At 42.1% G+C, this 23,282-nt stretch carries 17 protein-coding genes and 1 pseudogene; 17 read left to right on the forward strand and 1 reads right to left on the reverse strand.

Annotated elements, in window-relative coordinates; all coding sequences use genetic code 11:
* The first annotated feature begins 60 nt into the window (after positions 1 to 60).
* The 5 genes and pseudogenes from CLHUN_RS13910 to CLHUN_RS13930 form a co-directional block, all read left to right on the forward strand.
* Positions 61 to 795: a YlmH family RNA-binding protein gene (locus CLHUN_RS13910; protein ID WP_242656525.1), complete on the forward strand. Its 735-nt coding sequence runs from the start codon at positions 61 to 63 to the stop codon at positions 793 to 795.
* A 30-nt stretch (positions 796 to 825) separates the two neighbouring features.
* Positions 826 to 1,290 carry a DivIVA domain-containing protein gene (locus CLHUN_RS13915; RefSeq protein ID WP_080065240.1) on the forward strand — a complete coding sequence of 155 codons (465 nt, stop codon included), beginning with the start codon at positions 826 to 828 and terminating at the stop codon, positions 1,288 to 1,290.
* 279 nt (positions 1,291 to 1,569) lie between these two features.
* Entirely contained in the window at positions 1,570 to 4,098 is a 2,529-nt protein-coding gene (locus CLHUN_RS13920; RefSeq protein WP_080065241.1) for an FtsK/SpoIIIE family DNA translocase, read from the forward strand.
* A gap of 406 nt (positions 4,099 to 4,504) precedes the next feature.
* Positions 4,505 to 6,286, forward strand: a complete 1,782-nt coding sequence (locus tag CLHUN_RS13925; protein WP_080065242.1) for a tetratricopeptide repeat protein — start codon at positions 4,505 to 4,507, stop codon at positions 6,284 to 6,286.
* A gap of 264 nt (positions 6,287 to 6,550) precedes the next feature.
* Positions 6,551 to 8,533: pseudogene (locus tag CLHUN_RS13930) on the forward strand (YgiQ family radical SAM protein); the annotation flags it as partial.
* 389 nt (positions 8,534 to 8,922) lie between these two features.
* Here the strand turns inward: CLHUN_RS13930 and CLHUN_RS13935 are convergent.
* The gene (locus tag CLHUN_RS13935; RefSeq protein WP_080065244.1) at positions 8,923 to 9,315 is read right to left on the reverse strand and encodes a hypothetical protein; all 393 of its coding nucleotides are present in this window, start codon (positions 9,313 to 9,315) and stop codon (positions 8,923 to 8,925) included.
* Between the two features lie 317 nt (positions 9,316 to 9,632).
* Between CLHUN_RS13935 and CLHUN_RS13940 the strand changes: the two genes are divergently transcribed.
* From CLHUN_RS13940 to pyrF, 12 genes are all read left to right on the forward strand, one after another.
* Positions 9,633 to 10,421 carry a hypothetical protein gene (locus CLHUN_RS13940; RefSeq protein WP_080065245.1) on the forward strand — a complete coding sequence of 263 codons (789 nt, stop codon included), beginning with the start codon at positions 9,633 to 9,635 and terminating at the stop codon, positions 10,419 to 10,421.
* 184 nt (positions 10,422 to 10,605) lie between these two features.
* A complete protein-coding gene (gene folD, locus CLHUN_RS13945; RefSeq protein ID WP_080065246.1) occupies positions 10,606 to 11,463 on the forward strand; it encodes a bifunctional methylenetetrahydrofolate dehydrogenase/methenyltetrahydrofolate cyclohydrolase FolD in 858 nt (285 codons plus the stop codon).
* A 507-nt stretch (positions 11,464 to 11,970) separates the two neighbouring features.
* A complete protein-coding gene (gene rny / locus CLHUN_RS13950; RefSeq protein ID WP_479692030.1) occupies positions 11,971 to 13,506 on the forward strand; it encodes a ribonuclease Y in 1,536 nt (511 codons plus the stop codon).
* Positions 13,507 to 13,717: 211 nt separating this feature from the next.
* Positions 13,718 to 14,512: a TIGR00282 family metallophosphoesterase gene (locus tag CLHUN_RS13955; RefSeq protein ID WP_080065248.1), complete on the forward strand. Its 795-nt coding sequence runs from the start codon at positions 13,718 to 13,720 to the stop codon at positions 14,510 to 14,512.
* Between the two features lie 65 nt (positions 14,513 to 14,577).
* Complete coding sequence (pgeF, locus tag CLHUN_RS13960) at positions 14,578 to 15,405, forward strand: peptidoglycan editing factor PgeF (RefSeq protein ID WP_080065249.1); 828 nt, start codon at positions 14,578 to 14,580, stop codon at positions 15,403 to 15,405.
* Positions 15,406 to 15,519: 114 nt separating this feature from the next.
* Positions 15,520 to 17,226, forward strand: coding sequence for a peptide ABC transporter substrate-binding protein (locus tag CLHUN_RS13965; RefSeq protein WP_080065250.1), 1,707 nt, complete (start codon positions 15,520 to 15,522; stop codon positions 17,224 to 17,226).
* A gap of 32 nt (positions 17,227 to 17,258) precedes the next feature.
* Positions 17,259 to 17,744 (forward strand): signal peptidase II, encoded by a 486-nt coding sequence (lspA, locus tag CLHUN_RS13970; RefSeq protein ID WP_080065251.1) that lies wholly within the window; start codon positions 17,259 to 17,261, stop codon positions 17,742 to 17,744.
* Between the two features lie 406 nt (positions 17,745 to 18,150).
* On the forward strand, positions 18,151 to 19,068 hold the full coding sequence (locus CLHUN_RS13975) for an RluA family pseudouridine synthase (RefSeq protein ID WP_080065252.1): 918 nt from the start codon (positions 18,151 to 18,153) through the stop codon (positions 19,066 to 19,068).
* A gap of 381 nt (positions 19,069 to 19,449) precedes the next feature.
* Positions 19,450 to 19,986: a bifunctional pyr operon transcriptional regulator/uracil phosphoribosyltransferase PyrR gene (gene pyrR / locus CLHUN_RS13980; RefSeq protein ID WP_080065253.1), complete on the forward strand. Its 537-nt coding sequence runs from the start codon at positions 19,450 to 19,452 to the stop codon at positions 19,984 to 19,986.
* A 23-nt stretch (positions 19,987 to 20,009) separates the two neighbouring features.
* Positions 20,010 to 20,951 (forward strand): aspartate carbamoyltransferase catalytic subunit, encoded by a 942-nt coding sequence (locus tag CLHUN_RS13985; protein ID WP_080065254.1) that lies wholly within the window; start codon positions 20,010 to 20,012, stop codon positions 20,949 to 20,951.
* On the forward strand, positions 20,935 to 22,221 hold the full coding sequence (locus tag CLHUN_RS13990; RefSeq protein ID WP_080065255.1) for a dihydroorotase: 1,287 nt from the start codon (positions 20,935 to 20,937) through the stop codon (positions 22,219 to 22,221). The genes CLHUN_RS13985 and CLHUN_RS13990 overlap by 17 nt, the downstream gene beginning before the upstream one ends.
* 75 nt (positions 22,222 to 22,296) lie before the next feature.
* Positions 22,297 to 23,238 (forward strand): orotidine-5'-phosphate decarboxylase, encoded by a 942-nt coding sequence (gene pyrF, locus CLHUN_RS13995; protein WP_080065256.1) that lies wholly within the window; start codon positions 22,297 to 22,299, stop codon positions 23,236 to 23,238.
* Positions 23,239 to 23,282: the final 44 nt, after the last annotated feature.

Below are 23,282 nucleotides of genomic sequence, written 5' to 3' on the forward strand. Positions count from 1 at the left end.
AAATAACTTATGAATAAAAGCGAATTATTGAAAACAGTTTCTAAAATTGAGGATAGGGTGATGGTTTCGCGTCTCTTGGATAAAGCGGAACAATGCCGTTATTCCTCTTTTGTGTATTCGGATTTTCTTTCTCCCTATGAGGCGACTGTTGCGAAAAGAGTACTTGACAAAACCGCAGGAGTTTTTTATACCTTTACAGGTGGATATGAAGGTGCAGAGCGGGTTCTGGCCGCAATGAGCCAGGATTTTATTGATGCGGAGGACGCTTTAAGCAGCGCTCCCATCAGCTATCTCAGGATAAGACCTCTTGCGGAAAAGGAATTGTCCCACAGGGATTATCTGGGTTCCATTATGGGACTGGGCGTCAAAAGGGAAAAGATTGGCGACATACTTGTATATGAAAACTATGGAGATGTTTTTCTGATTGACAAGCTTGCGGAATATATTTCATACAATTTGGACAAAATTGGTAATGCGAAAGTTGAATGTCAGCTTCAACAGGTTTATATGTATACTCCTCCCGAAAGGAAGGAGAAAATCATAAATACCACTGTTGCATCGGTTCGGGCTGATGCTGTGACCGCAAGCGGCTTTGGGCTTTCAAGGACAAAGGTTATGGAGTATTTCAGAGCTCAAAGGGTTAATGTAAACTGGGAGCTGGTTGTCAATCCATCCAGGCAGCTTGCCCAGGGGGATGTAATCTCCATACGGGGCATGGGCCGCATTTTATTGGACAAGGTTGGCGGAACTACAAGAAAGGACCGGATAAATATAGTTGTCAGGCGTTTTGAATAAGATATCATATCTTGGAAAGGTTGGTTGAATATGAACTATACTCCTAATGATCTTGATAATATCAAGTTTAAAAAGAATTTTATGGGTTACAATGAAGATCAGGTAAATGAGGTTCTGGACAGCATAATACAGGACTACGAACTTTACATAAAAGAAAACATTGAACTCAAGGACAGAATATCGGTTTTAAATGAAGGAATACAGCATTACAAGAATATTGAGGAATCATTGCAAAATACCCTCATTGTTGCACAGCAAACAGGTGAGGAAATCAAGAAGAATGCTTACGAAAAGGCTGAAAATATTGTCAAGGAGGCGGAATTAAAGGCCCAGAAGATAATAAATGATGCAAACCAGGAAGTAATCAAAATCCGCTTTGAATATGAAGAAATGAAAAAACGTCTGCACCTTTTCAAGACCAAGTCGGAGACACTGCTGCTGTCGCAGTTGGAGCTGCTTAAGCAATTGTTTAATACCGACAATGATATTGACTGATTCAATAGCTTTGATATAACGGCACGGCATTTTGCCGGAGCCTGTTCTCAAGTATCCTTCTGAATTTCATTTTAATATGCGGTTTACAATGAAGCACTGCTGCCGACCTTTTCTGATTAGGACGGCAGCTTTTTGAAGTGTGGCAAAAGCCGCCTTTGATGTTTGATGCAGCAGATTTTCATGTGTTGGAATAATTCTCGAAAATGTGATATAATTTCATCATATGCCAGCAACAGGCATGCTTTGAGCCAAGTCAAAATACTAATGAGGGGTGTACCGATGCAAGCCAAAAAGTTGCAAAAGAAGAAAAAGTACAAGCGGGTGGAAAGTGGTTTCTCAAGATACAGGAATGAAATTTTCGGTTTGATTTTGTTTGCCTTTGGTGTGCTGGCGCTTTTCAGCTTTTTGTTCAGCGAATCCATGGGTGTATTCGGCAAGGCCATAACCAGCATGCTTTTGGGTTTCCTGGGTGTGCCTGCATTTTTAATTCCCGTTGTTCTTATTGTCTACGGGGTGGCCATGATTTTCAAAAAGGACTCCCATACCTTCAAACTCAGAGTAATTTATCTTGGTGTTCTTATTTTACTGGTGTCATGCTTCTGGCAGGTGGCGGAGTTCAAGTATGATGATTATGCGGGTAGGGCCTTTTACACAAGTCTTGTGGACTTTTACAGACAGGGTACCCAAATAAACGGAGGGGGACTTCTGGGAGGTCTTGTGACTCTGCCTTTTCTGATGACCTTTCAAATATTGGGAACCATTATTATTCTTACCACAATTTCAATAATAGATATTATACTTTTGACCAATATATCAATGGCAGCCTTTTTAAGTAATGTTTCGGCTTTCCTCTCAAGGAAGTTCCGCGCTGCAAATGATGCAAGAAAAAGCAGGAAGGCTGAAAGGATAAAGGAAAGACAGGCCGAAGCCGAAGGTGACGAGGATGTGCTCCGGGAGGAAAAAGTCTCGGAAGTTGAAAAACGCAAGATTATCAACTTTAAGATAGAAAGAGAAAGCAGGGCCAACAGAGTTCCCAAAAAGCTTGGAAGCAGCGCAGAAGATGAAGCTGCTGCAGCCCGGAATTCTGATACCCTTGAGATGTCAGCAGAAGAGGAGGCTTTTACTGTCAGCCTTACAGGCTTTAACGACGATATTGCCGAGGATATGGTGGTTGCAGACATAAAAGGCATGGGGATTTCTCCGGAAGGCCCGGGAGTGGAAGCAACGGACCCGGATTCTGAGGAAGGCGTTAAAGAGGGAAATACTCCTTCTGCAAATGCAGGTCCGGCAGGAAACGAAGACTTGGTAATACCTCAGATAGAACAGCAGCCCAGGCCCCTTATATATAATTATCCGTCCCTTGACCTGCTGGATGAGAGCAGAGATGATGCAACCAATGTCAAGGCACTTAAAAACAGCGCGCTTGAAGGAGCTAAAAAGCTGGAGGATACATTAAAAAGCTTTGGAGTTGAGGCGAGAGTTATAAATATAAGCCGCGGGCCGGCTGTGACAAGATATGAAATCCAGCCCAGCCCTGGTGTGAAAGTAAGCAAGATAGTAAATCTTTCCGATGACATAGCCTTGAATCTCGCTGCCGCCGGCGTCAGAATAGAAGCGCCCATTCCCGGCAAGGCTGCGGTAGGAATAGAAGTTCCAAACAAGGAAATGTCGTCGGTACTGTTAAAGGACATACTGGAATCCAAGGAGTTTACAAACCATTCTTCAAAGCTGGCTTTTTCTGTTGGAAAGGACATATCAGGAGAAACAGTCGTTGCAGATATAGGTAAAATGCCTCATTTGCTGGTGGCTGGTGCTACCGGTTCAGGAAAGAGCGTATGTATAAACAGCCTGATAATGAGTATTTTGTTCAAGGCTTCACCGGAGGAAGTGAAGCTGTTGATGGTTGACCCAAAAGTAGTTGAACTGGGTATATACAATGGTATTCCTCATTTGCTGATACCGGTGGTCACCGACCCCAAAAAGGCCGCAGGTGCCTTGAATTGGGCTGTTCAGGAGATGGTAAACAGGTATAAGCTGTTTGCCGACAAGGGAGTAAGGGATCTGAAGGGCTATAATGCAATGCTCAAGGCTAATGATGAGCCTGGTGCCTTGCCTCATATAGTAATCATAGTGGATGAACTTGCAGACCTGATGATGGTTGCTCCCAATGATGTTGAAGATGCCATATGCCGTTTGGCACAGATGGCCAGAGCTGCAGGCATGCATCTTGTTATTGCCACCCAGCGGCCGTCTGTGGATGTTATAACCGGAGTTATCAAGGCCAATATTCCTTCCAGGATATCCTTTGCCGTATCTTCCCAGGTGGATTCCAGAACCATTCTGGACATGGGCGGGGCGGAAAAGCTGCTGGGACGGGGAGATATGCTGTTCTACCCGGTTGGAGAGCCAAAACCCCTCAGAGTGAAAGGCTCCTTTGTATCCGACAGTGAGGTTGAAAAGGTTGTTGAGTACATAAAGACACAGGGCTACACAAACTATGATGAAAACATTATAGAAAGAATAAATGACCAGAGTTCCGGAAATGATGATAACTCCGGTGACAATGACGAGCTGCTGAACCAGGCCATCGATATGGTGGTTGAGGCCGGGCAGGCTTCGGTCTCCCTGGTGCAGAGAAAGTTTAAGGTGGGGTATTCCAGAGCCGCCAGAATAATAGACCAGATGGAGGCAAGAAATATTGTGGGCAGGTTTGAGGGCAGCAAGCCAAGACAGGTGCTTATTTCAAAGCAGCAGTGGATGGAGCTGCAAATGAATGAAAAAGACAGGCAGAGTGCAAAACAGCAATAAATTCAATTCATATTTCCCTGGGTTAATAATTAACTTTTCATTTTAATATAATACAAACGGGTATTTAAAATTTACTTGTGGTGCCAATTGATTTTTATAATTAACAGGTGGGAAAATTTGGACAACGGCACGGAAGCTCCAGTTGTCCAAATCATTGTTTTTCAGCAGAAAAATCTTAACTTCCGAACAGGCGCAGCAAGTCAAATTAACCTGTGGTGCCAGTTAATAAGTCTTTAAGAGACAAGTTTGCAAGTCCCGGGAGTGAGTAGCATTTTCTGGCTGCTACCACATTTTTAATTAGCACTACAGGTTAAATTAAATGCAAAAGACTCGGTTAAGCAAAAAAATGCACAGGCGGTTCTGACCTTTGCATTTTCGCTGCCGGAAATTACGTGGGGGTGCATGTATGTTTCTTTTAACTACATTCAATATGCTTATTCTGTGTTTGCTTATTGTTTATGTGTTTTACAGGCTGTTAAAGACCAAAAGCCTTGTAACACTTATCTCTTTTACACTTCAGCTTTCCGCTCTGACTATTGTTATCCTGTCGCTTATCAATCAGGTGCAAACCAGTACTGCCGTGGAACTGTTTTATCTTGTGTTTGGAATAGTCTCTCCCTGTCTTCTCATTGGCTTTGACTATAATTCCATGATAAAAAAAGTCAAGGAAAAGGGAAGCTTTGAAGGGTTTATAACCATTGAACCGGCAAACTCCGGCAAAAATGAGAACACTTCTGAGGTAATGAGCATTATTTCAAATGATACCTTTGTAACCGATACAATTTCAGAACTTGGCTTTATAAAGGAGGAGGTCTTCAAGGGAGTCAGGAGGAAGCTGGTACAGGCCGAGCACCTGTATAACGACGGCAACTATGAGGATGCCTATGATATCTATAATAACCTGATAGACTTGTTTGGAGCATCTTCAAACCTGCATTTCAACTATGCCAACGCAACCTTTAAAAAAGGAATGTACAACGAGGCACAGGGCTATTACAGAAAAGTCCTGGAGCTCAATGAACAGCTTATTGTACAGTTGAAAAAGTCCACGAATAATTCTGTACATTCCGAAGCCATAAAAAATATTCAGTTCAAACAATATCTTGTATATTACAACATTGGTGTTACATATTTAAACATGGGAAAACTGGAATTTGCGCTGGATTGCTTTCAACGGTCGCTGGAAATAAATCCTGGGTTTAATATAGCAAAAGAGGGCATTGGAAGAATTTTCACAGAAAAAGGCGACAGAACGGAAGCTGTGAAGTATTACCGGGAAATACTGGAGAAGGACAGCAATAATTATATAATTTCACTCTTACTGGGAAAATTATTTATGGAAATGGGAAATATGGAGCAGGCTGAGGAATGCTTCAGAAAGTGCATCAAGCTTAATAAGGAAGGGCCTGAAGGATATTTTGAACTTGGAAAGCTGCTTATGGGCATGAAGGAATATGAACAGGCAGCTAAAATATATAAAGCCTATACCGGAATCAACCAGTCGGACTACAACGGGCATTATTATCTTGCAGGCTGCCATTTCAGGCTTAGGGAAACAGAGAAAGCCATAGCCGGGTATTTGACTGCTCTGGGCTTAAAGCCGGACAGTTATAATTGCCAGTTCAACCTTGCTCTGGCTTATGAAGAAAAGGGAGAATATGAAAAGGCTTTAGAACACTACAAAAGCGCCATTCTTTTGAAATTGGACTTTGTGGATGCATATAATAACCTGGGAATTCTGTTTTCTAAAATGCAGAGTCCCATGGAAGCCCTGGCAACCTATACAAATGGAATAAAAGCCTGTGAGGATAATCACAAGCTTTATTATAACATGGGTGTGGTGCTGTTTGAACTCAGAAGGTATGAGGATGCGGCCGATGTCTTCAGGCGATCCATAGAAAAGAATCCTGAGGACACAGATGTATATTATTATCTGGGGGCTTCGCTTACCGAGGCAAAGAAATATGAGCAGGCCATTAAGGCGTACAGCAGGGCCTTGAATCAAAATATGGGAGAAGCCGAGATATATTACAATATTGCTGCGGTATATGCTTTGATGAAAAAGCTGGACATTGCAATGGATAATCTCAGGAAGGCAATAAGCTTGAATCCCGACATAAAGCAGCAGATATATGCCAACAATGTTTTTGACCCTCTCCAGGGCCGGCTGCTGCTGGAGGAGGGCTAGTACAACATTCGATAAATAGGGTGCATAAATTTGGAGGAGATTTTTTGGAAATACAAGGCGGAGGAGTTATGTGCCAGGATTTACCGAGTGTTGTACTAAAGGGCGAGCAAGGGCAGTGAAGGGCGAAAGCAGATATTGGTACAAAGCCGGTTTTAGGAGTTTTTGTTTACTGCTGAATATTTTGTGTTAGAATAGTATTGTTTTTATTTGCTGTGGCTGCGCCGTTTACGGTGTTAATTATTTCTTTAGTAAAGGACGATATAAATGGCTTTTTTACCAATAAGCTTTGAGGATATGAACCAGCGGGGCTGGGAGCAGTTGGACTTTCTGTACGTCAGCGGGGATGCCTATGTGGATCATCCCAGTTTCGGACATGCCATAATAACAAGAGTTTTAGAAAATGAGGGCTTCAAGGTGGGAATCATAGCGCAGCCCAACTGGAAGAACAGCGAGGATTTTAAACGGCTGGGGCGGCCCAAATATGGTGTGCTCATTTCGTCAGGCGTAATAGATTCCATGGTAAACCACTATACTGCCAGTAAAAAAAGACGGTCGGATGATCTGTATTCTCCCGGAGGCAAGGCAGGCTACCGCCCTGACAGGGCTGTTATTGTATATGCTAATAAGATAAAAGAAATATTCAAGGATACACCCGTCATAATCGGAGGGATAGAGGCCAGTCTCAGGAGGTTTGCCCACTACGACTATTGGGAGGATAAGGTCAGAAGGTCCATACTTGTGGATTCAAAGGCTGATATTTTGTCCTATGGAATGGGCGAAAAACCTATTCTTGAAATTGCCAGGCTGCTCAAAAAGGATGTTCCCATAGCCAGTATAAAAAACACCAGAGGCTGCTGTTATCTGGCAGGCTATGACGAGCTTCCGGCAGAAATAAGAAATGCGGTGGATTCAAACGGATCAAAAACTGTGTCTATACTTCCTGACTATGAGCAGGTAGCCGGAGATAAGAGGGCCTATGCCGGAGCCTTTAAGATACAGTACAATGAGCAGGATGCCGTCAGCGGAAAGATATTGGTGCAGAAGCACGGAGACAGGTATCTGGTACAGAATCCGCCCACGCTGCCCATGTCTGTATCCGAAATGGACAAGGTGTATGCACTTCCCTATGAAAGAAATCCTCATCCTGTATATGAAAAAATGGGAGGAATACCTGCCATAACCGAGGTGGAATTTAGTATAACAAGCCATCGGGGATGTTATGGAGGCTGTTCCTTCTGCGCGCTCAATTTCCATCAGGGGCGGGCTATTCAGAAGAGGAGCCAGGCATCCATAATAAATGAAGCGAAAAAACTCACATGGACAGAAGGCTTTAAGGGCTATATTCATGATGTGGGAGGGCCTACTGCAAACTTCAGAAGCGTTGCCTGCGAGAAGCAGGTTAAGCACGGAGTCTGCAAGGACAGGCAGTGCCTTCACCCCAGCCCTTGTAAAAACCTTATAGTGGACCATTCGGAATATTTGGATTTACTAAGACGGTTGAGAGCACTTCCCGAAGTAAAGAAGGTTTTTATCCGCTCGGGCATCAGGTATGACTATCTTATGCTGGATAAAAACGACGACTTTTTTACAGAGCTGTGCGAGCATCATGTGAGCGGGCAGCTAAAGGTTGCTCCTGAACATGTGGTTGACAGGGTTCTGGAAAAGATGGGCAAGCCTGACCGAAAACTTTATGACCGGTTTGCAAAGAAGTTCTATGATATTAACAGGAAAATAAACAAGGAGCAATATCTGGTGCCCTATCTTATTTCCAGCCACCCTGGCAGTGATCTGAATGCGGCGGTTGAGCTGGCGGAGTATCTGAAGGAACATGGCATAATGCCCGAGCAGGTACAGGATTTTTATCCTACGCCGGGTACTCTGTCCACCTGTATGTTTCATACCGGACTGGATCCCAGGAATATGAAAAAGGTATATGTTCCGAGAAATCCAAGGGAAAAAGCCATGCAGAGGGCTCTGCTGCAATATAGAAAAAAAGAAAACTATCAGCTTGTGACCGAGGCCCTGAAAGAAGCCCATAGAGAGGAACTTATAGGGTTTGGGCCTGCTTGCCTGATTAAGCCCCTTAAGGGTAAAAGGCAGGAGGAAAGCGGTAGAAAAGCGGGGGGAAGAAACGGAGAAGCCGCCAAGCACAAAAAAACGGCGGGAAGGTCTGAAGCGCCCAAACAGAAAAGAGGAACAAAAAATGAGGAAGACGGGTATACAAGAGCCGCAGATAAAACTGGGAACAGCTATGGGAGTGGTTCTGGGAGTAACTCCAGGGCTAGTTCCGGGAATAGAACTGCGGATAGAAACGGAACCCCAGCTTATATAAGTGCCAAAGGCAGAAAGCAGGAGAACGGAAGCTCACATATAAAAGGGAAAAAATATGAAGACGGCGGAAGGACAGCAGGACGGGTTTCAGAAGCCAAAAGCCGCAAGGCAAAAGGCAAGTCGCAGGTGTCTGGAAGTCAAAGGGCTGCGGGAAAGAGACCATAGGTGGCTATTTGTATAACCACTGCGTTTTAAAGTAAAATGACAACCCCGTATACCTGCTGAGGGTATACGGGGTTAGAAAAAACGCCAACGGAATGAAAATATTGCTGCTGCAGCCAACAGGCCAGCAGGCAGGAATTATATTAATTAATAATCAAAATATTTGAGTCAAAAATAAAATTTCCGGCTTTTTCTTTTTTAAACTTAAAATATGTAATTGCTGTACTATCGCCTTTATTTAAGGTATCAACCTTTTCTGTTTTCTTAATATCCTTTGCATCTTCGGATATTTCATCCGATTCTCGGTATATGCTGTTGTAATAAACGGTTATAATATCATTTTTTGCAAAATTATTATCTTTTTCAGTTACCTCTACTTTGCAGTAATCATCAAACACTTCTGAAACCTCTGCTGTAATTCCATAGGCAGTCACGGAAGAACCGGCGTCTGCCGGTGTTTTGTTGCTTTTTGCACAGCCGGTGACTATTGAGGTTAAAACCAAAATCATGGCACTAATACTAATAATTTTTTTCATTTCATATCCTTTCAGCTTGTTAATTACTTTATATTATAACTTACACCATATGTATTAACAAAATCAATACTGGTATAATTCATATACTTAGGAGCTGAATCATACCAGCCGTCGGCTACTATTAAATAATTTGAAACTATGTTTGATTTTAAGGTAGTGCACTTTCCAACAACATTAACTGTATGACCTGATGTTTCTCCACTTGTTTCTAAAATACGATATGATAGTGATGTCTCTGAGCTTATATTTTTTGTAGCTTAAAAAAGATGAAATAAACTGATATAATAAAAAAGTAATTATAAAAAGAGGTGAAAACATTGCTTATAAGAATTGACAACAAAAAACTTCCAAATGCCAATAGTAATCCGACTTTACATAACTATAATAATTTAAAATGCAAGCATATAAACTATTTGAGTTTATTCCACAAATTAGACCCTAAAGCTGTTATATGTTCAAATAGTGAAATCCAATTTTTGATTACAACTTTATATTGTTATAACGAAAACTCTTTGCGAATTCAATATACTCCACCTGCACATTTAAATAACCTTGAGATTCTTACACTACCTACAGTGCAGGCTCTAACCAGTATTTTTAGAGATGTTACAGTATTAACAGACAGTGAAAGAATATTGCAGTTCTATTTAAAAGGCCTTACAGATGAATGTGAAGAAGTTTTCTCAAGTTTATGGAATACTTTGGCAATAGACAAGTCTATTAAGAACTGTTTCAGAGGAAGAAATTCTTTAGATTTAATATCGCCTATGAATGCACCTATAACTTATGAATTAACAGGTGATAGCAATCCTTTAGATATGATAAAGATATCTTCAGATATAATAAGTAATAGCTTTTTATCTTTTTTGCTTACTCAATGTATACGAAATAATTCGTTGTTAATAATGCCCATTAAAGGATGGCAAGCAGATGAAATAGAAAACTGTGAATATTTAAATATGCTGCCTCATATATTCAAAAATGTTTGGTTCTGTGGTTTTGGAGACAAATGGGTCAGCGATTCGATAATTGTTTATCAGCCATTCCAAAATATAATTTCTCAATTTACACACTTATATAGAAGTGGCAGTAATAATATTGAATGAATTAAAAAGTATAAAATTTAAGTAAGAAAACCGTACGCTTCAAACTCCACATGATAATTGAATTGTAATTTTCCAACCAAAAAAATTGACAACTGAAAGTCCTTAAAATAAAATATATAAAGAGTCTGTTTGGATTATTCTGGTACTTTCCATTCGGAAAAAATACAAAAGAGAGGAACTTTTTATGTCAGCAAAAGTATTAAATGGAACAGAACTTGCTGCCAGGGTTAAAGCTGAACTTAAGATAAAAGTTGACGCACTTGGGCAAGAAGGTATAAATGCCGGACTGGCAGTTATAATAGTAGGAGATGATCCTGCATCCAGGGTATATGTAAACCATAAAAAAAACGACTGTGCCGAAATAGGCATCAAATCATTTGAATATGCCTTGCCTGCTTCAACTACGGAGGAAGAACTGCTGGAGCTTATCGAGACCTTGAATAATGACAGGAATGTAAATGGAATTCTGGTTCAGATGCCTATACCAAAGCATATAAGCGAGGAAAAAGTCATAGCTGCAATAAATCCTTTAAAGGATGCAGATTGCTTCCATCCTGAAAACGTGGGCAATCTGATGATAGGCAAGCCCGTATTTATGCCGTGTACACCTGCGGGAGTGGTTGAACTTCTGGAAGCAAACGATATCCAGATTGAAGGGAAAAACTGTGTTGTAGTGGGCAGGAGCAATATTGTAGGAAAGCCTCAGGCCATATTGCTTCTGGCAAAAAATGCAACGGTGACCATATGTCACTCCAAGACTGCCAATATTGCAGAAATATGCAGGAATGCAGATATCGTCGTGTGTGCTATCGGAAAGGCGGAATTTATTAAACCTGATTGTGTAAAACCGGGTGCGGTTGTTATAGATGTGGGCGTTTCCAGAGGGGCAGACGGGAAATTGGTGGGTGATGTGCAATTTCAGACTGTTTCCGAAATTGCATCTGCTATTACGAAAGTTACAGGCGGTGTCGGACCAATGACCAGGGCAATGCTTATGAAAAATACCGTAAAGGCAACCTTGCTTCAGAATAATTTGGAATAGTCAACATGGTTTTATAGGTAAAATGTCACAAAAAAACCTGGGAATATCCCATGAATTTTTTTAATTCTTGACATAAAAATTAAAAAAGATTAAAATTAACTTGATTATGGCAATTAAGTTGGTTGTATCGTAGAAGGTTATTTGTATCGGAAAACACATTTGTCAGATTAATGACTTTGAATATAAGCTTGATTTAGGCTAATTATATATGCAGGTTTTTTATTTATCTCATATCGAGTATATATGTACATTTTATGTACAGGTATAGCCGTAGCATAAAGGCTTAGTTTTTTGATTATACTGTTTGCGGTGCAGTAAGGATTCTTTCTCCTTTCCGACTTATATCCAATCATAAAAGTCAATTTTTGTTAATACTTTGGACAACAGAGGACTATAATTGACTACTATTTTGAATATGAATTTTGAAATTTGAGCATTGAAAACTGAATAAGGAGGAGGTGTGTAACAATCGAACTTACAAGCATTTTAACCGGGTTAGGCGTTGGATTGATTATCGCAGCAATTGCTTCATTTATATCTTTCAAAATCTCTTTTAACAAAGGCTTTGAGGCCAGAAAGAAACAAGCTGAGGCCGCTATCGGCAGTGCTGAGCAGGAAGCTCAAAAAATAGTTGGAGAAGCGTTAAAGCAAGGCGAAGGTAAGAAGAGAGAAGCACTTCTGGAGGCTAAAGAGGAAATTCATAAGAGCAGGATTGAACTTGACAGAGATATCAAGGACAGGCGAAATGAATTTCAACGGCAGGAAAGAAGATTGGTTCAGAAGGAAGAAACCCTTGATAAGAAGGTAGAGGCTCTTGAACAGAAGGACGAGGCCTTGAACAAGAAAATCAAGGATATAGAGGTTTTACAGGGACATTCAGAGGAGCTTGTCAAAAAGCAGACTGAGGAACTTGAAAGAATCTCCGGTTTATCTGTTGAAGATGCAAAAGAGTACCTTCTCAGAAATATTGAAAATGAAGTTAAACACGAAGCTGCTGCGCTTATTAAGGAAATTGAAGCTAATGCGAAACAGGAAGCAGACAGGAAGGCCAAGGACATACTGGCTACAGCCATTCAAAAGTGTGCCGCTGACCATGTATCTGAAGCTACAGTTTCTGTAGTACCTTTACCTAATGATGAGATGAAGGGTAGAATAATTGGTCGTGAGGGAAGAAATATCAGAACTCTCGAGACCTTGACAGGAATTGACCTGATTATAGATGATACACCGGAAGCGGTTATATTGTCAGGATTTGACCCCATACGCAGAGAGGTTGCAAGGTTAACGCTGGAAAAACTCATACTTGACGGAAGAATTCATCCTGCAAGGATTGAAGAAATGGTAGAAAAAGCCAAGAAGGAAGTTGACAATACCATTCGTCAGGAGGGTGACAACGCAGCATTTGAAACAGGTGTGCATGGTTTGCATCCGGAACTTATCCGGTTGCTTGGCAAACTGAAATTCAGAACCAGTTATGGACAAAACGTACTTAACCATTCAATAGAGGTTTCACACTTGGCCGGCATAATGGCGGCTGAGCTGGGAGTTGATGTTCCTCTTGCAAAAAGAGCCGGTTTGCTTCATGACATAGGTAAGGCCATCGACCACGAGGTTGAGGGATCACATGTTACAATTGGTGCCGATGTAGCAAAGAAGTACAAGGAAGGCGCAGATGTTGTAAATGCAATTCTCTCCCACCACGGTGATGTTGAGGCGACAAGCGTTGTCTCTGTTCTGGTACAGGCTGCGGATTCAATATCTGCCGCAAGACCGGGAGCAAGAAGAGAAACTCTTGAGTCCTATATCAAGCGTCTTGAAAAGCTTGAAGAAATTGCAAATTCCTTTGAAGGAGTAGAGAAGTGTTTTGCAATTCAGGCCGGAAGAGAGATCAGGATTATGGTTAAGCCTGAAGTTGTCAATGATGCGGACATTGTACTAAAAGCAAGGGAAATAGTTAAGAAGATTGAAGATGAACTTGAGTACCCAGGACAGATTAAAGTAACTCTGCTCAGGGAGACAAGGGCTATTGAATATGCTAAGTAATTATTGAACCGGCTTTAGGCCGGTTATAAACAAAAAAGCGTGGGAAACCACGCTTTTTTGTTTATAAAAATAACTCTAACCTTTTATGAGTTTTTGTATTATAATTGTTATTGGTATAATAATATATTGACAGATTTATATGCAAGTACCTTGATATTTTTAATACCTGAAGATTCAAATTAATAATTATGCTAGTTTTGGAGGAAATATTTTGAAAATACTTTTTATAGGGGATGTGTATGGAAACCCGGGAAGAAAAGCTGTTAAAGAATGTGTACCAAAATTGAGGAAGGAACTTGAGATAGATTTTTGCATTGCAAACGGAGAAAATTGTGCCGCAGGCAGCGGCATAACATATATAATTGCACAAGAGCTTTACAAGGCAGGCGTGGACTGTATTACCATGGGTAACCACACTTGGTCCAAGAAAGAAATTCTGAATTTCATTGACTCGGATGACAGGATAGTAAGACCGGCCAACTTCCCCCACAATGTGCCTGGAAGAGGTTATACGGTACTGAAGTCTGCGGATAAGGAATTGGCAGTACTGAATCTGATGGGAAGAGTGTATATGGACAGTATAGACTGCCCCTTTCTTGCCGCAGACCGGGAACTTGAGCTTATAAAGTCCAGAACCAAGGTGGTGTTTGTTGATATGCATGCTGAGGCCACCTCTGAAAAGTGTGCCCTGGCGTGGTATCTGGACGGGAAGGTCTGTTGTCTTGCGGGCACTCACACACATGTCCAGACCGCAGATGAAAGAATACTTCCCTTTGGTACCGCAATAATTTCCGATGTCGGCATGACGGGTCCTTATGAAGGCGTCATAGGGGTTGACAAGGAACTGATAATTGAAAGGTTCATTAACCGGATGCCCCAGAAGTTTGAGGTCGCCAGGGGAAAAGTTCAGTTTTGCGCCATTTATCTTGAAGTTGACGACAAAACAGGGAAGGCTTTGAAAATTGAAAGAATAAGCAGGCTTTTTGAAGAGCACCAGCTTTCATAGAACGTGTATGACCTGCAGAGAGCTTGCATATAAGTGCAAATAATCTGCAAAGACAGGAGAAGCCAATGGTATATAGCAATGACAAAATTATTGTACACAAGAAGGACAGTCTGCAATATATAGAATTCAGCAACCTGAAAAAATACCATAGTATGTTGACCCACTGCTTTACAACAAGGCTTGGGGGTGTTAGTACAGGAGAGTGCGCTTCTCTGAATCTGAGCTTCAACAGGAATGACCTGAAAGAAAATGTGCTGGCCAATTATCATATTATTGCAGAGGCAATAGGCGTGGATTTTGATAAAATGGTTTTATCCAATCAGGTACATGACAATAAGATATGGTATGTGGAAGAAGCGGATGCAGGAAAGGGCCTGACCAGGGAAAGCAATATTACCGGCTATGACGGCCTTACCACAAATATACCCGGTATTCCGCTGGTTACCTTTTATGCGGACTGTGTTCCCGTAATCATACTAGACCCGGTAAAAAAAGCCGTAACCTCGGTCCATTCAGGCTGGAAGAGCACCCTTTTGAATATATCTCTTGAAGCACTGAAAGTTATGAAGGGCAGATACAATAGCGATATGAAGGAGCTGCAGGTGGCTGTGGGGCCCTCAATCTGCAAAAACTGCTTTGAGGTGGGAGAAGAGGTCTACGGAATGTTTATTGACGCACACCCCTGGTGTGATGGATATATAGACAGAAAGAACGGCAGATATTATATTGATTTGCAGGGGATAATCAGCCAGGAGCTCACCGATGCAGGTGTTGATCCGTCGAATATACTTGTCAGCGGCGTTTGTACAAAATGCAATAATGACATGTTTTTTTCCTACAGGGGTGACAAGACAAAAACAGGAAGCCTTGCCGCCATAGTTATGCTGAAATAAGTGCTTTTTAGCGAAGTCAATTGGGGGTTTCATACCAACCCGTTTTCCAGCGCCGGCTGTGAGCTTTCAGCCGCGGTAATGATTGACTTTTTCATGAAGGAGAAATAATACCAGATGAAGAAAACTTTTAGAATATTGTTATTAATATTTTTGACCCTGAGCATATTTCTCGGTGCCTGTACAGTGAATCTGGAAAAAAACAGGACTGTAGAGGAAGATGTATATGAAGACAGGTATGACGTTATTGACAAAGGACCTGTCAAGGGAGGGTCTGTCAGGCTGTTTACAACTCCGGTGGACACTCTTAATCCTGTCACCACCGGCAACATATATGTTCAGGACTTTCTGGGTCTTGTTTTTGAAGGGCTGTACACTCTCGACTATGATCAGCAGCCTTTGCCGATGCTTGCAAAAGGAGCAGCAGTTTCCTCCGACGGATTAACTCTGACAATAGATTTGAAGGAAAATGTCAAATGGCATGACAAGGCGCCGTTCAAGGCGGAAGATGTGGTATTCACCGTAAATACCCTTCTGGACAGCAAGACTAACAGTGTTTATTCAAAAAATGTTCAAAATATAGAGGCGGTTTCAGCCAGCGGAAACAAGGTAATTATTAAAATGAAACAGCCCTATTCGTTTATTAAAAACGAACTGACCTTTCCTATTATTCCTGCGCATATTTTTGCAAATGAGAAGCTCGAGGACAAAAAGTCAAAGGCAAATCTTACTCCTGTGGGTACTGGACCATATTGCTTCGACTCCTTTGACGAGAAGAACGGAGTCAGGCTCAAGCTCAATGAAGAATGGTGGAATGCCGAAAGCGGAATGGGCGAGGGACAGACTGCGTACAATACGGCGGTTAGCCCCAATTCGGCCCAAAAGGATAATGCCATAAAGCCCCCCTATATTTCCAACATTGAAATAAAGGTATTCAATAATTCAAACAATGCTTATTCGGCCTTTCAGGCCAGGGATATAGATGTACTTCCGGCGCAGTACAACGAATACAGGAAGTATATCGGAAGGACGGACATAAACTTGAAAAGATATTCGGGGAGGAATTTTGAATTTCTGACTCTGAATATAAAGAAAGGTCCATTGATGGACAAACGGCTTAGAAATGCACTTAATTATCTGCTGGATAAGAAACAACTGGTTGACAATGCTGCAACAGGAATTGCAGTTCCGGCTGAAATACCTGTAACTCCCAATTCCTGGGTTTACAAGCTGGTGGATTTTGAACAGAAGGATGCCGTGGGCAAGGCCAAAGAACTTATGACACAAAGCGGCTATTCGCTGGACTCCAAAAAGAAGTATGTCAAAAAGGGAAGTAAAAAGGCCTTAACCTTAAAGTTTATTGTAAATGACGGAAATGCCCTGAGATTCAATACTGCCACAGAGATTGCCTCGCAACTTGGAAAAAGCGGAATAACTGTCCAGGTAGTGAAGCTGTCCTGGGAAAACTATAGAAATGCCTTGAAATCAGGGGCATATGATCTGGCATTAACCGGTTACAAGGTGTCTTCAATACCTGATTTATCATTTGCATACTCTACGGCTGAAATCCAGTCGGGTCTGAATGTGGCAGGTTACAGCAATCCTGCGGTAGACGGGTATCTCCAGCAGATTTTGACACAGAGCAATACCGAAACACAAAAGAGCCTTTTTATAAGCCTCATAAATACTGTAGTGGATGAAAGTCCATATATAGGCTTATATTTTATAAATGACAGCATGATGTACGGCAAAAATATAAGAGGTGCGGTAAACCCCTATGTGTGGTATAAATATAATGACATAACAAGGTGGTATTTACCTTGATTATCAGGCCGTAAGGCGGACGGAGGAAACATATGATCTGGGCAATAATAATTATAGCAGGATTTATACTGGATAGATTGTCCAAGCTTTGGGTACTGGACAAAATAGAAGGAAATCCTGTTACGGTAATTGATAAATTTTTTTATTTGAGGCATCTGGAAAATGAAGGTGCGGCGTTTAGCATCCTCCAGGGTAAGACATTATTTTTTATCATAATAACTTCTGTCATAGCACTATTTATGATTGGCTTTCTGGTGAAAAACAAAAATAAATTTCTCAGGCTGTCCATAGCCCTGATACTTCCAGGAGCACTGGGCAACCTGTATGACAGAATCTTCAATGATGGAAAGGTAGTGGACTTCCTGGAATTCCACTTTGGAAGCTATGCGTTTCCCACCTTCAATGTTGCGGACTGCTTTGTGGTGGTAGGAACCATATTCCTGGCAATATATATCCTGTTCATATATAAGGAAGTACCGAAGGTTGAAGCTGTGAAGGCGGACGATGACACAAAATAATGACTTGTGATTTATATTCTGGTTTAAATGGGTGCTGGCACAATTATATTACTTTAAGTAAGAGAAAGAATATATTGTATTGCTACGCGAGTGCAACTTGCTTGAATAGGTTGCTTGGTTAAAAATATTTGTTTAAATTTGTTGGTGAGGCATAGGTTATTTTATGGTAAAATCCACAGGATGAGGATTTTAGCGAAACGATGAAGCAAGGATGCTGAATGTGAGCGACGATAAAATAATCTATGATGAACCGTTACAAATTCAACAAATTATTTTGTGGGCAAACCATTTAGGTAAGTTTGTACGGGAGTAACAGGCCATTAATAATTACTTCTTTAAGTGCTGGTTAAGTAACTTAATGAGCAGTATCAGTTAACCAAGTAATAATTTTTTTACGGAGGCAAATTTGAAGGAACTAACTATAGAATGCAATGAGAGCCCGGCACGGATAGATGCCTGGCTGGCGGTAAGGCTGGAGGGCTTCTCCAGATCATTTGTACAGAAACTCTGCCAGGATGGTAATATAAGAGTTAACGGGGAGCAGGTAAAGTCCAATTACAAGCTTAAGACAGGAGACAAAATAACTGCGTACATTCCGGAAGCCCAGGTGCTGCAGGTAGCTGCCGAAGAAATCCCTCTGGATATAGTTTATGAAGACGAGCACCTTATAGTCATAAACAAGCCCAAGGGAATGGTGGTACATCCCGCGGCGGGAAATTACACCGGAACACTTGTAAATGCCCTGATGAAGCATTGCGGAGACAGCCTGTCGGATATAAACGGTGTTATAAGGCCGGGGATTGTCCACAGAATCGACAAGGATACCTCCGGGCTTCTGGTGGTTGCAAAGAATAATCACGCCCATGAATTTCTTTCAAAAAAGCTGAAGACCCATGATATTAAAAGAGAGTATATTGCTTTAGTTGAAGGTATTATTTATGAAAACAACGGTAAAATTGATGCTCCTATTGGAAGGCATCCGGTAGAACGCAAGAAGATGAGCGTAAATACAAAGTCAGGCAGGAATGCCGTAACCCACTTCAAAGTGCTTGAAAGATTTCCCTCTGCCACATACCTGGAACTGAAGCTGGAAACAGGCAGGACACACCAGATAAGGGTTCATATGGCATATATAAATCACCCTGTAATTGGTGACCAGATATACGGCAGGAAAAAACAGAGGTTTGATACTGGAGGACAGGTGCTGCATGCTAAAAGGCTTACCTTTGAGCATCCTGCAACCGGTGAGCTGATGGAGTTTGAGACTCCGGTGCCCGGATATTTTACCAGGCTTGCAGCGGAGCTGTCCGGAAACGGGCAGTAAATATTGCTGCTGGTATAATTAAAAAGTATGGACAATACCCCGTTGATATGATATGATTTTAAGAAATAAGTGGTTTGCCTTTAAATTAGTCCAGTGAGGCTATAAGGTGAGATATTAAACTAGCATGCTTTTTTATAATCTTAGGATGCATATGAGCTGTAAGAGCCGTATTCATCAACCGGGTTATATTTTGATATGTTTAAGCTTCTTGCCTTAGGGCAGGAAGCTTTTTTGACGTTTCGGGCTGATTGAAGGTTTAATTTGAGGTTTAAATATACTTCAATAGGTTTTGGATAAATAAAATTTCAGTAAATGAGTAAATGTAAAATAGTTAATATTGATACTAATATATTTTAATTAATAAAAGAGAGGATGATCAGGATGCAAAAAACGGAGATAATGGACGAGAGTGCAATAAGCAGAGCCATTACTAGAATTTCTCATGAGATCATTGAAAAGAACAAGGGTGTGGAAAAGCTCGTATTGATTGGAATTCAAAGAAGAGGTGTGCCGCTTGCCCAAAGGATTGCTGAAAAAATCAAAAGCGTTGAAAGCAGAGAAATTCCGGTGGGCATACTGGATATAACCCTTTACCGTGATGACCTGAGTTTGCTGAGCGAGCATCCCGTTATAAACGGAACTGAAATAAACTTTGACATAGCAAATAAAAAAGTCGTTCTGGTGGACGATGTTATTTATACCGGCAGAACGGTCAGAGCGGCAATTGATGCCATAATGGATATCAACAGACCGCAGATGATACAGCTTGCCGTGCTCATAGACAGAGGCCACCGGGAGCTGCCCATAAGAGCTGATTATGTGGGTAAAAACGTCCCCACCTCAAGAAGTGAAATAGTACATGTCAATGTGCTGGAAATAGACGGAGAGAACAGTGTTACCATATCCAACAAGGAATAAGGAAGAGGAAACGGAGAATAAGTATGAACCTAAAATCTAAAGATTTGCTGGGCTTGAGGGATATTACCGCAGAAGAGATAGAATATATCCTCAACACTGCAAAAACTATGAAATATATTCTTAGTTCAAACAATAAGAAAACCGCCCATCTTCAAGGGAAATCAATAATTACACTATTCTATGAAAACAGCACGAGAACAAGGCTTTCCTTTGAGCTTGCCGCAAAATACATGGGGGGAAATGCCGCCAATATTTCAGCTTCCAGCAGCAGTGTGCAAAAGGGTGAGACTTTGATTGATACAGGCAAGACCATAGACAGTATGGGTTCGGACGTCATAATAATGAGACATCCCATGTCGGGAGCACCCCACCTGCTGGCAAAAAACGTGAAATCCTCCGTCATAAATGCAGGAGACGGTATGAACGAGCATCCTACACAGGCATTGCTGGACATGTTTACAATGGTTGAGAAAAAAGGCAGCCTGAAGGGCCTGAAGGTAGCCATAATCGGAGATATACTCCACAGCCGTGTGGCCAGGAGCAATATATGGGGGCTTACAAAAATGGGTGCGGAGGTTAACGTATCAGGCCCTGCCACATTGATTCCTCCGGGCATGGAAAAGCTGGGAGTCAATGTATTCAGCACGGTGCAGGAGGCAATACTGGATGCTGATGTAGTAATGGGGCTGAGAATCCAGCTTGAACGGCAAAAGAAGGGGTTGTTCCCGTCAATAAGAGAGTATTCAAGATTTTTCGGGCTGGATGATAAAAGGTTGAAGCTGGCAAGGGAAGATGCTCTGGTGATGCATCCCGGACCTGTTAACAGAGGGGTTGAGCTTTCCTCTGCGGTTATGGACGGAGAACAGTCCGCCATAAATGAACAGGTTACCAACGGTGTGGCAATAAGAATGGCTTTACTATATTTATTGACCAGGAGGGGAGCAGCAAATGAAATTATTGATTAGGAACGGGCATGTGATAGATGCTAAAAGCGGCCTGGACAAGGTAACCGATATACTGGTGGAGGACGGCCAGATAATTGAAATAGGAGACCGGATAGATTCCACAGGCTGTGAAATTATTGAGGCAGAGGGAATGTATGTTGTACCGGGGCTGGTTGATGCACACTGCCATTTGAGAGACCCCGGGCAGGAGTACAAGGAGGATATTGAATCAGGCACCAGAAGTGCAGCCAAGGGCGGATTTACCTCTGTAGCCTGTATGCCCAATACCAGTCCTGTGCTTGATAATGAAGCAATGATAAAATATGTTATAAATAAAGCAAAGTCTGACGGGATGGTTAACGTATACCCCATCGGAGCCCTGTCAAAAGGGCTTAAGGGAGAGGAACTCAGTGAAATAGGCGAGCTGAAATTCGCCGGAGCAGTTGCCCTTTCAGATGACGGAAGACCTGTTAACAACTCTTCACTGATGAAAAAAGCCCTGCAGTATGCCTCCATGTTCGATATCACCATAATATCCCACTGCGAGGATTTGGACCTGGTGGACGAAGGCCTCATGAACGAAGGCTATTATTCTTCAATACTTGGCCTGAAGGGAAATCCGGCGCCTGCCGAGGAAGTGATGATAGCAAGGGATTTAATACTTGCTGAATACACCAGGGCCACTGTACACATAGCGCATGTGAGCACCGAACTGGGGGTAGACCTCATAAGAAATGCAAAAAGAAGAGGAGTAAGCGTAACCGCAGAAACCTGTCCGCATTACTTCTCACTTACCGATATGGCCTGTGAAGGCTTCAATACAAATGCAAAGGTAAACCCGCCCTTAAGGACCCAAAAGGATGTTGACGCCATAATAGAGGGCTTGAAAGACGGAACCATAGATATTATCTCAACGGACCATGCCCCCCACCATCTGGATGAAAAAAATGTTGAATTCAAGCAAGCGGCAAACGGCATGGTAGGCTTTGAAACAGCATTTCCTCTGGCAATAACCTGTCTTGTGAAGCCCGGACATCTGAGCCTGCGGCAGCTTGTGAGCAAAATGTGTTTAAATCCGGCCAAAATGCTGGGGTTGAATAAGGGAACAATAGAAGTTGGCTTCAGTGCGGACCTTATGATTTTCAATATTGATGAAAAATTTACTGTAGATATAACCAGGCTTGAATCAAAGAGCAAAAATTCGCCCTTCCACGGCTATGAGCTCTATGGACAGCCGCAATATACCATAGTAGGCGGCAATCCGGTAGTAAGAGCCGGTCAGATAGTATAAAAAAGGGTAATCCGCCATAACTTCAAATCAACTACTATTTTGTATACGTGCCCGGCACGTGAAATGGAGGCTAGTATGTTTATCGACAGACTTATTGAGAGTATAAAGGAAAAGAACAATCCTACAGTTGTCGGTCTGGATCCCAAGCTTGAATATGTGCCCGCTTTTATCAGGGAAAAGGCCTTCAAGGAATATGGCGTAACCTTGAAAGGTGCTGCTCAGGCCATATTGCAGTTTAACAAGCAGCTCCTGGATGCGGTTCACGACCAGATACCGGCTGTAAAGCCTCAGCTTGCATATTATGAAATGTATGGCACAGAGGGAATGATAGCTTTTGACGAAACCTGCAAATATGCAAAAAGCAAGGGCTTGCTGGTCATAGCCGACGGAAAGCGGAACGACATAGGCACCACTGCGGAAGCCTATTCAAAGGCATTTCTTGGTGAGACGGTCCTTGAAAATGAGATAAAGGAAAAGGCATTTGACGTGGATGCCCTTACCGTCAGTCCATATCTGGGAGTGGATGGAATAAAGCCCTTTATAGACGATTGCGCCCGCCACCAAAAGGGGATATTCGTACTTGTAAAAACCTCCAATAAGTCTTCTGGACAACTGCAGGACCTGGTAACTCAGGATTGCAGGAGCATCTATGAAATAATGGCGTCTTATGTCAATGAATGGGGTAAGAATGTAAAAGGTCAATACGGCTACAGCAGTGTGGGAGCGGTGGTTGGAGCAACCTATCCAAACCAGGCCAAGCTGTTGCGCTCAATTATGAAGCATGCATATATTTTAGTACCCGGCTACGGCGCCCAGGGCGGAACTGCACGGGACTGCGTAAACAGCTTCAATCCTGACGGTCTGGGGGCAATTGTAAATGCCTCAAGAAGTGTCATGTGTGCATACACGTCGGAAAGCTGGAAGGACCAGTACAGCCCGGAAGGGTTTGCTGATGCGGCAAGAGCCGAAGTTATAAGGATGAAGGAAGACCTTAACAATGCGCTGGCGCAAAGATAAATTTCAATAATTAAGGCCGCTTTGCGGCATAGCCATAATGACTT

The organism is Ruminiclostridium hungatei (assembly GCF_002051585.1).
GTDB lineage: Bacteria > Bacillota > Clostridia > Acetivibrionales > DSM-1351 > Ruminiclostridium > Ruminiclostridium hungatei.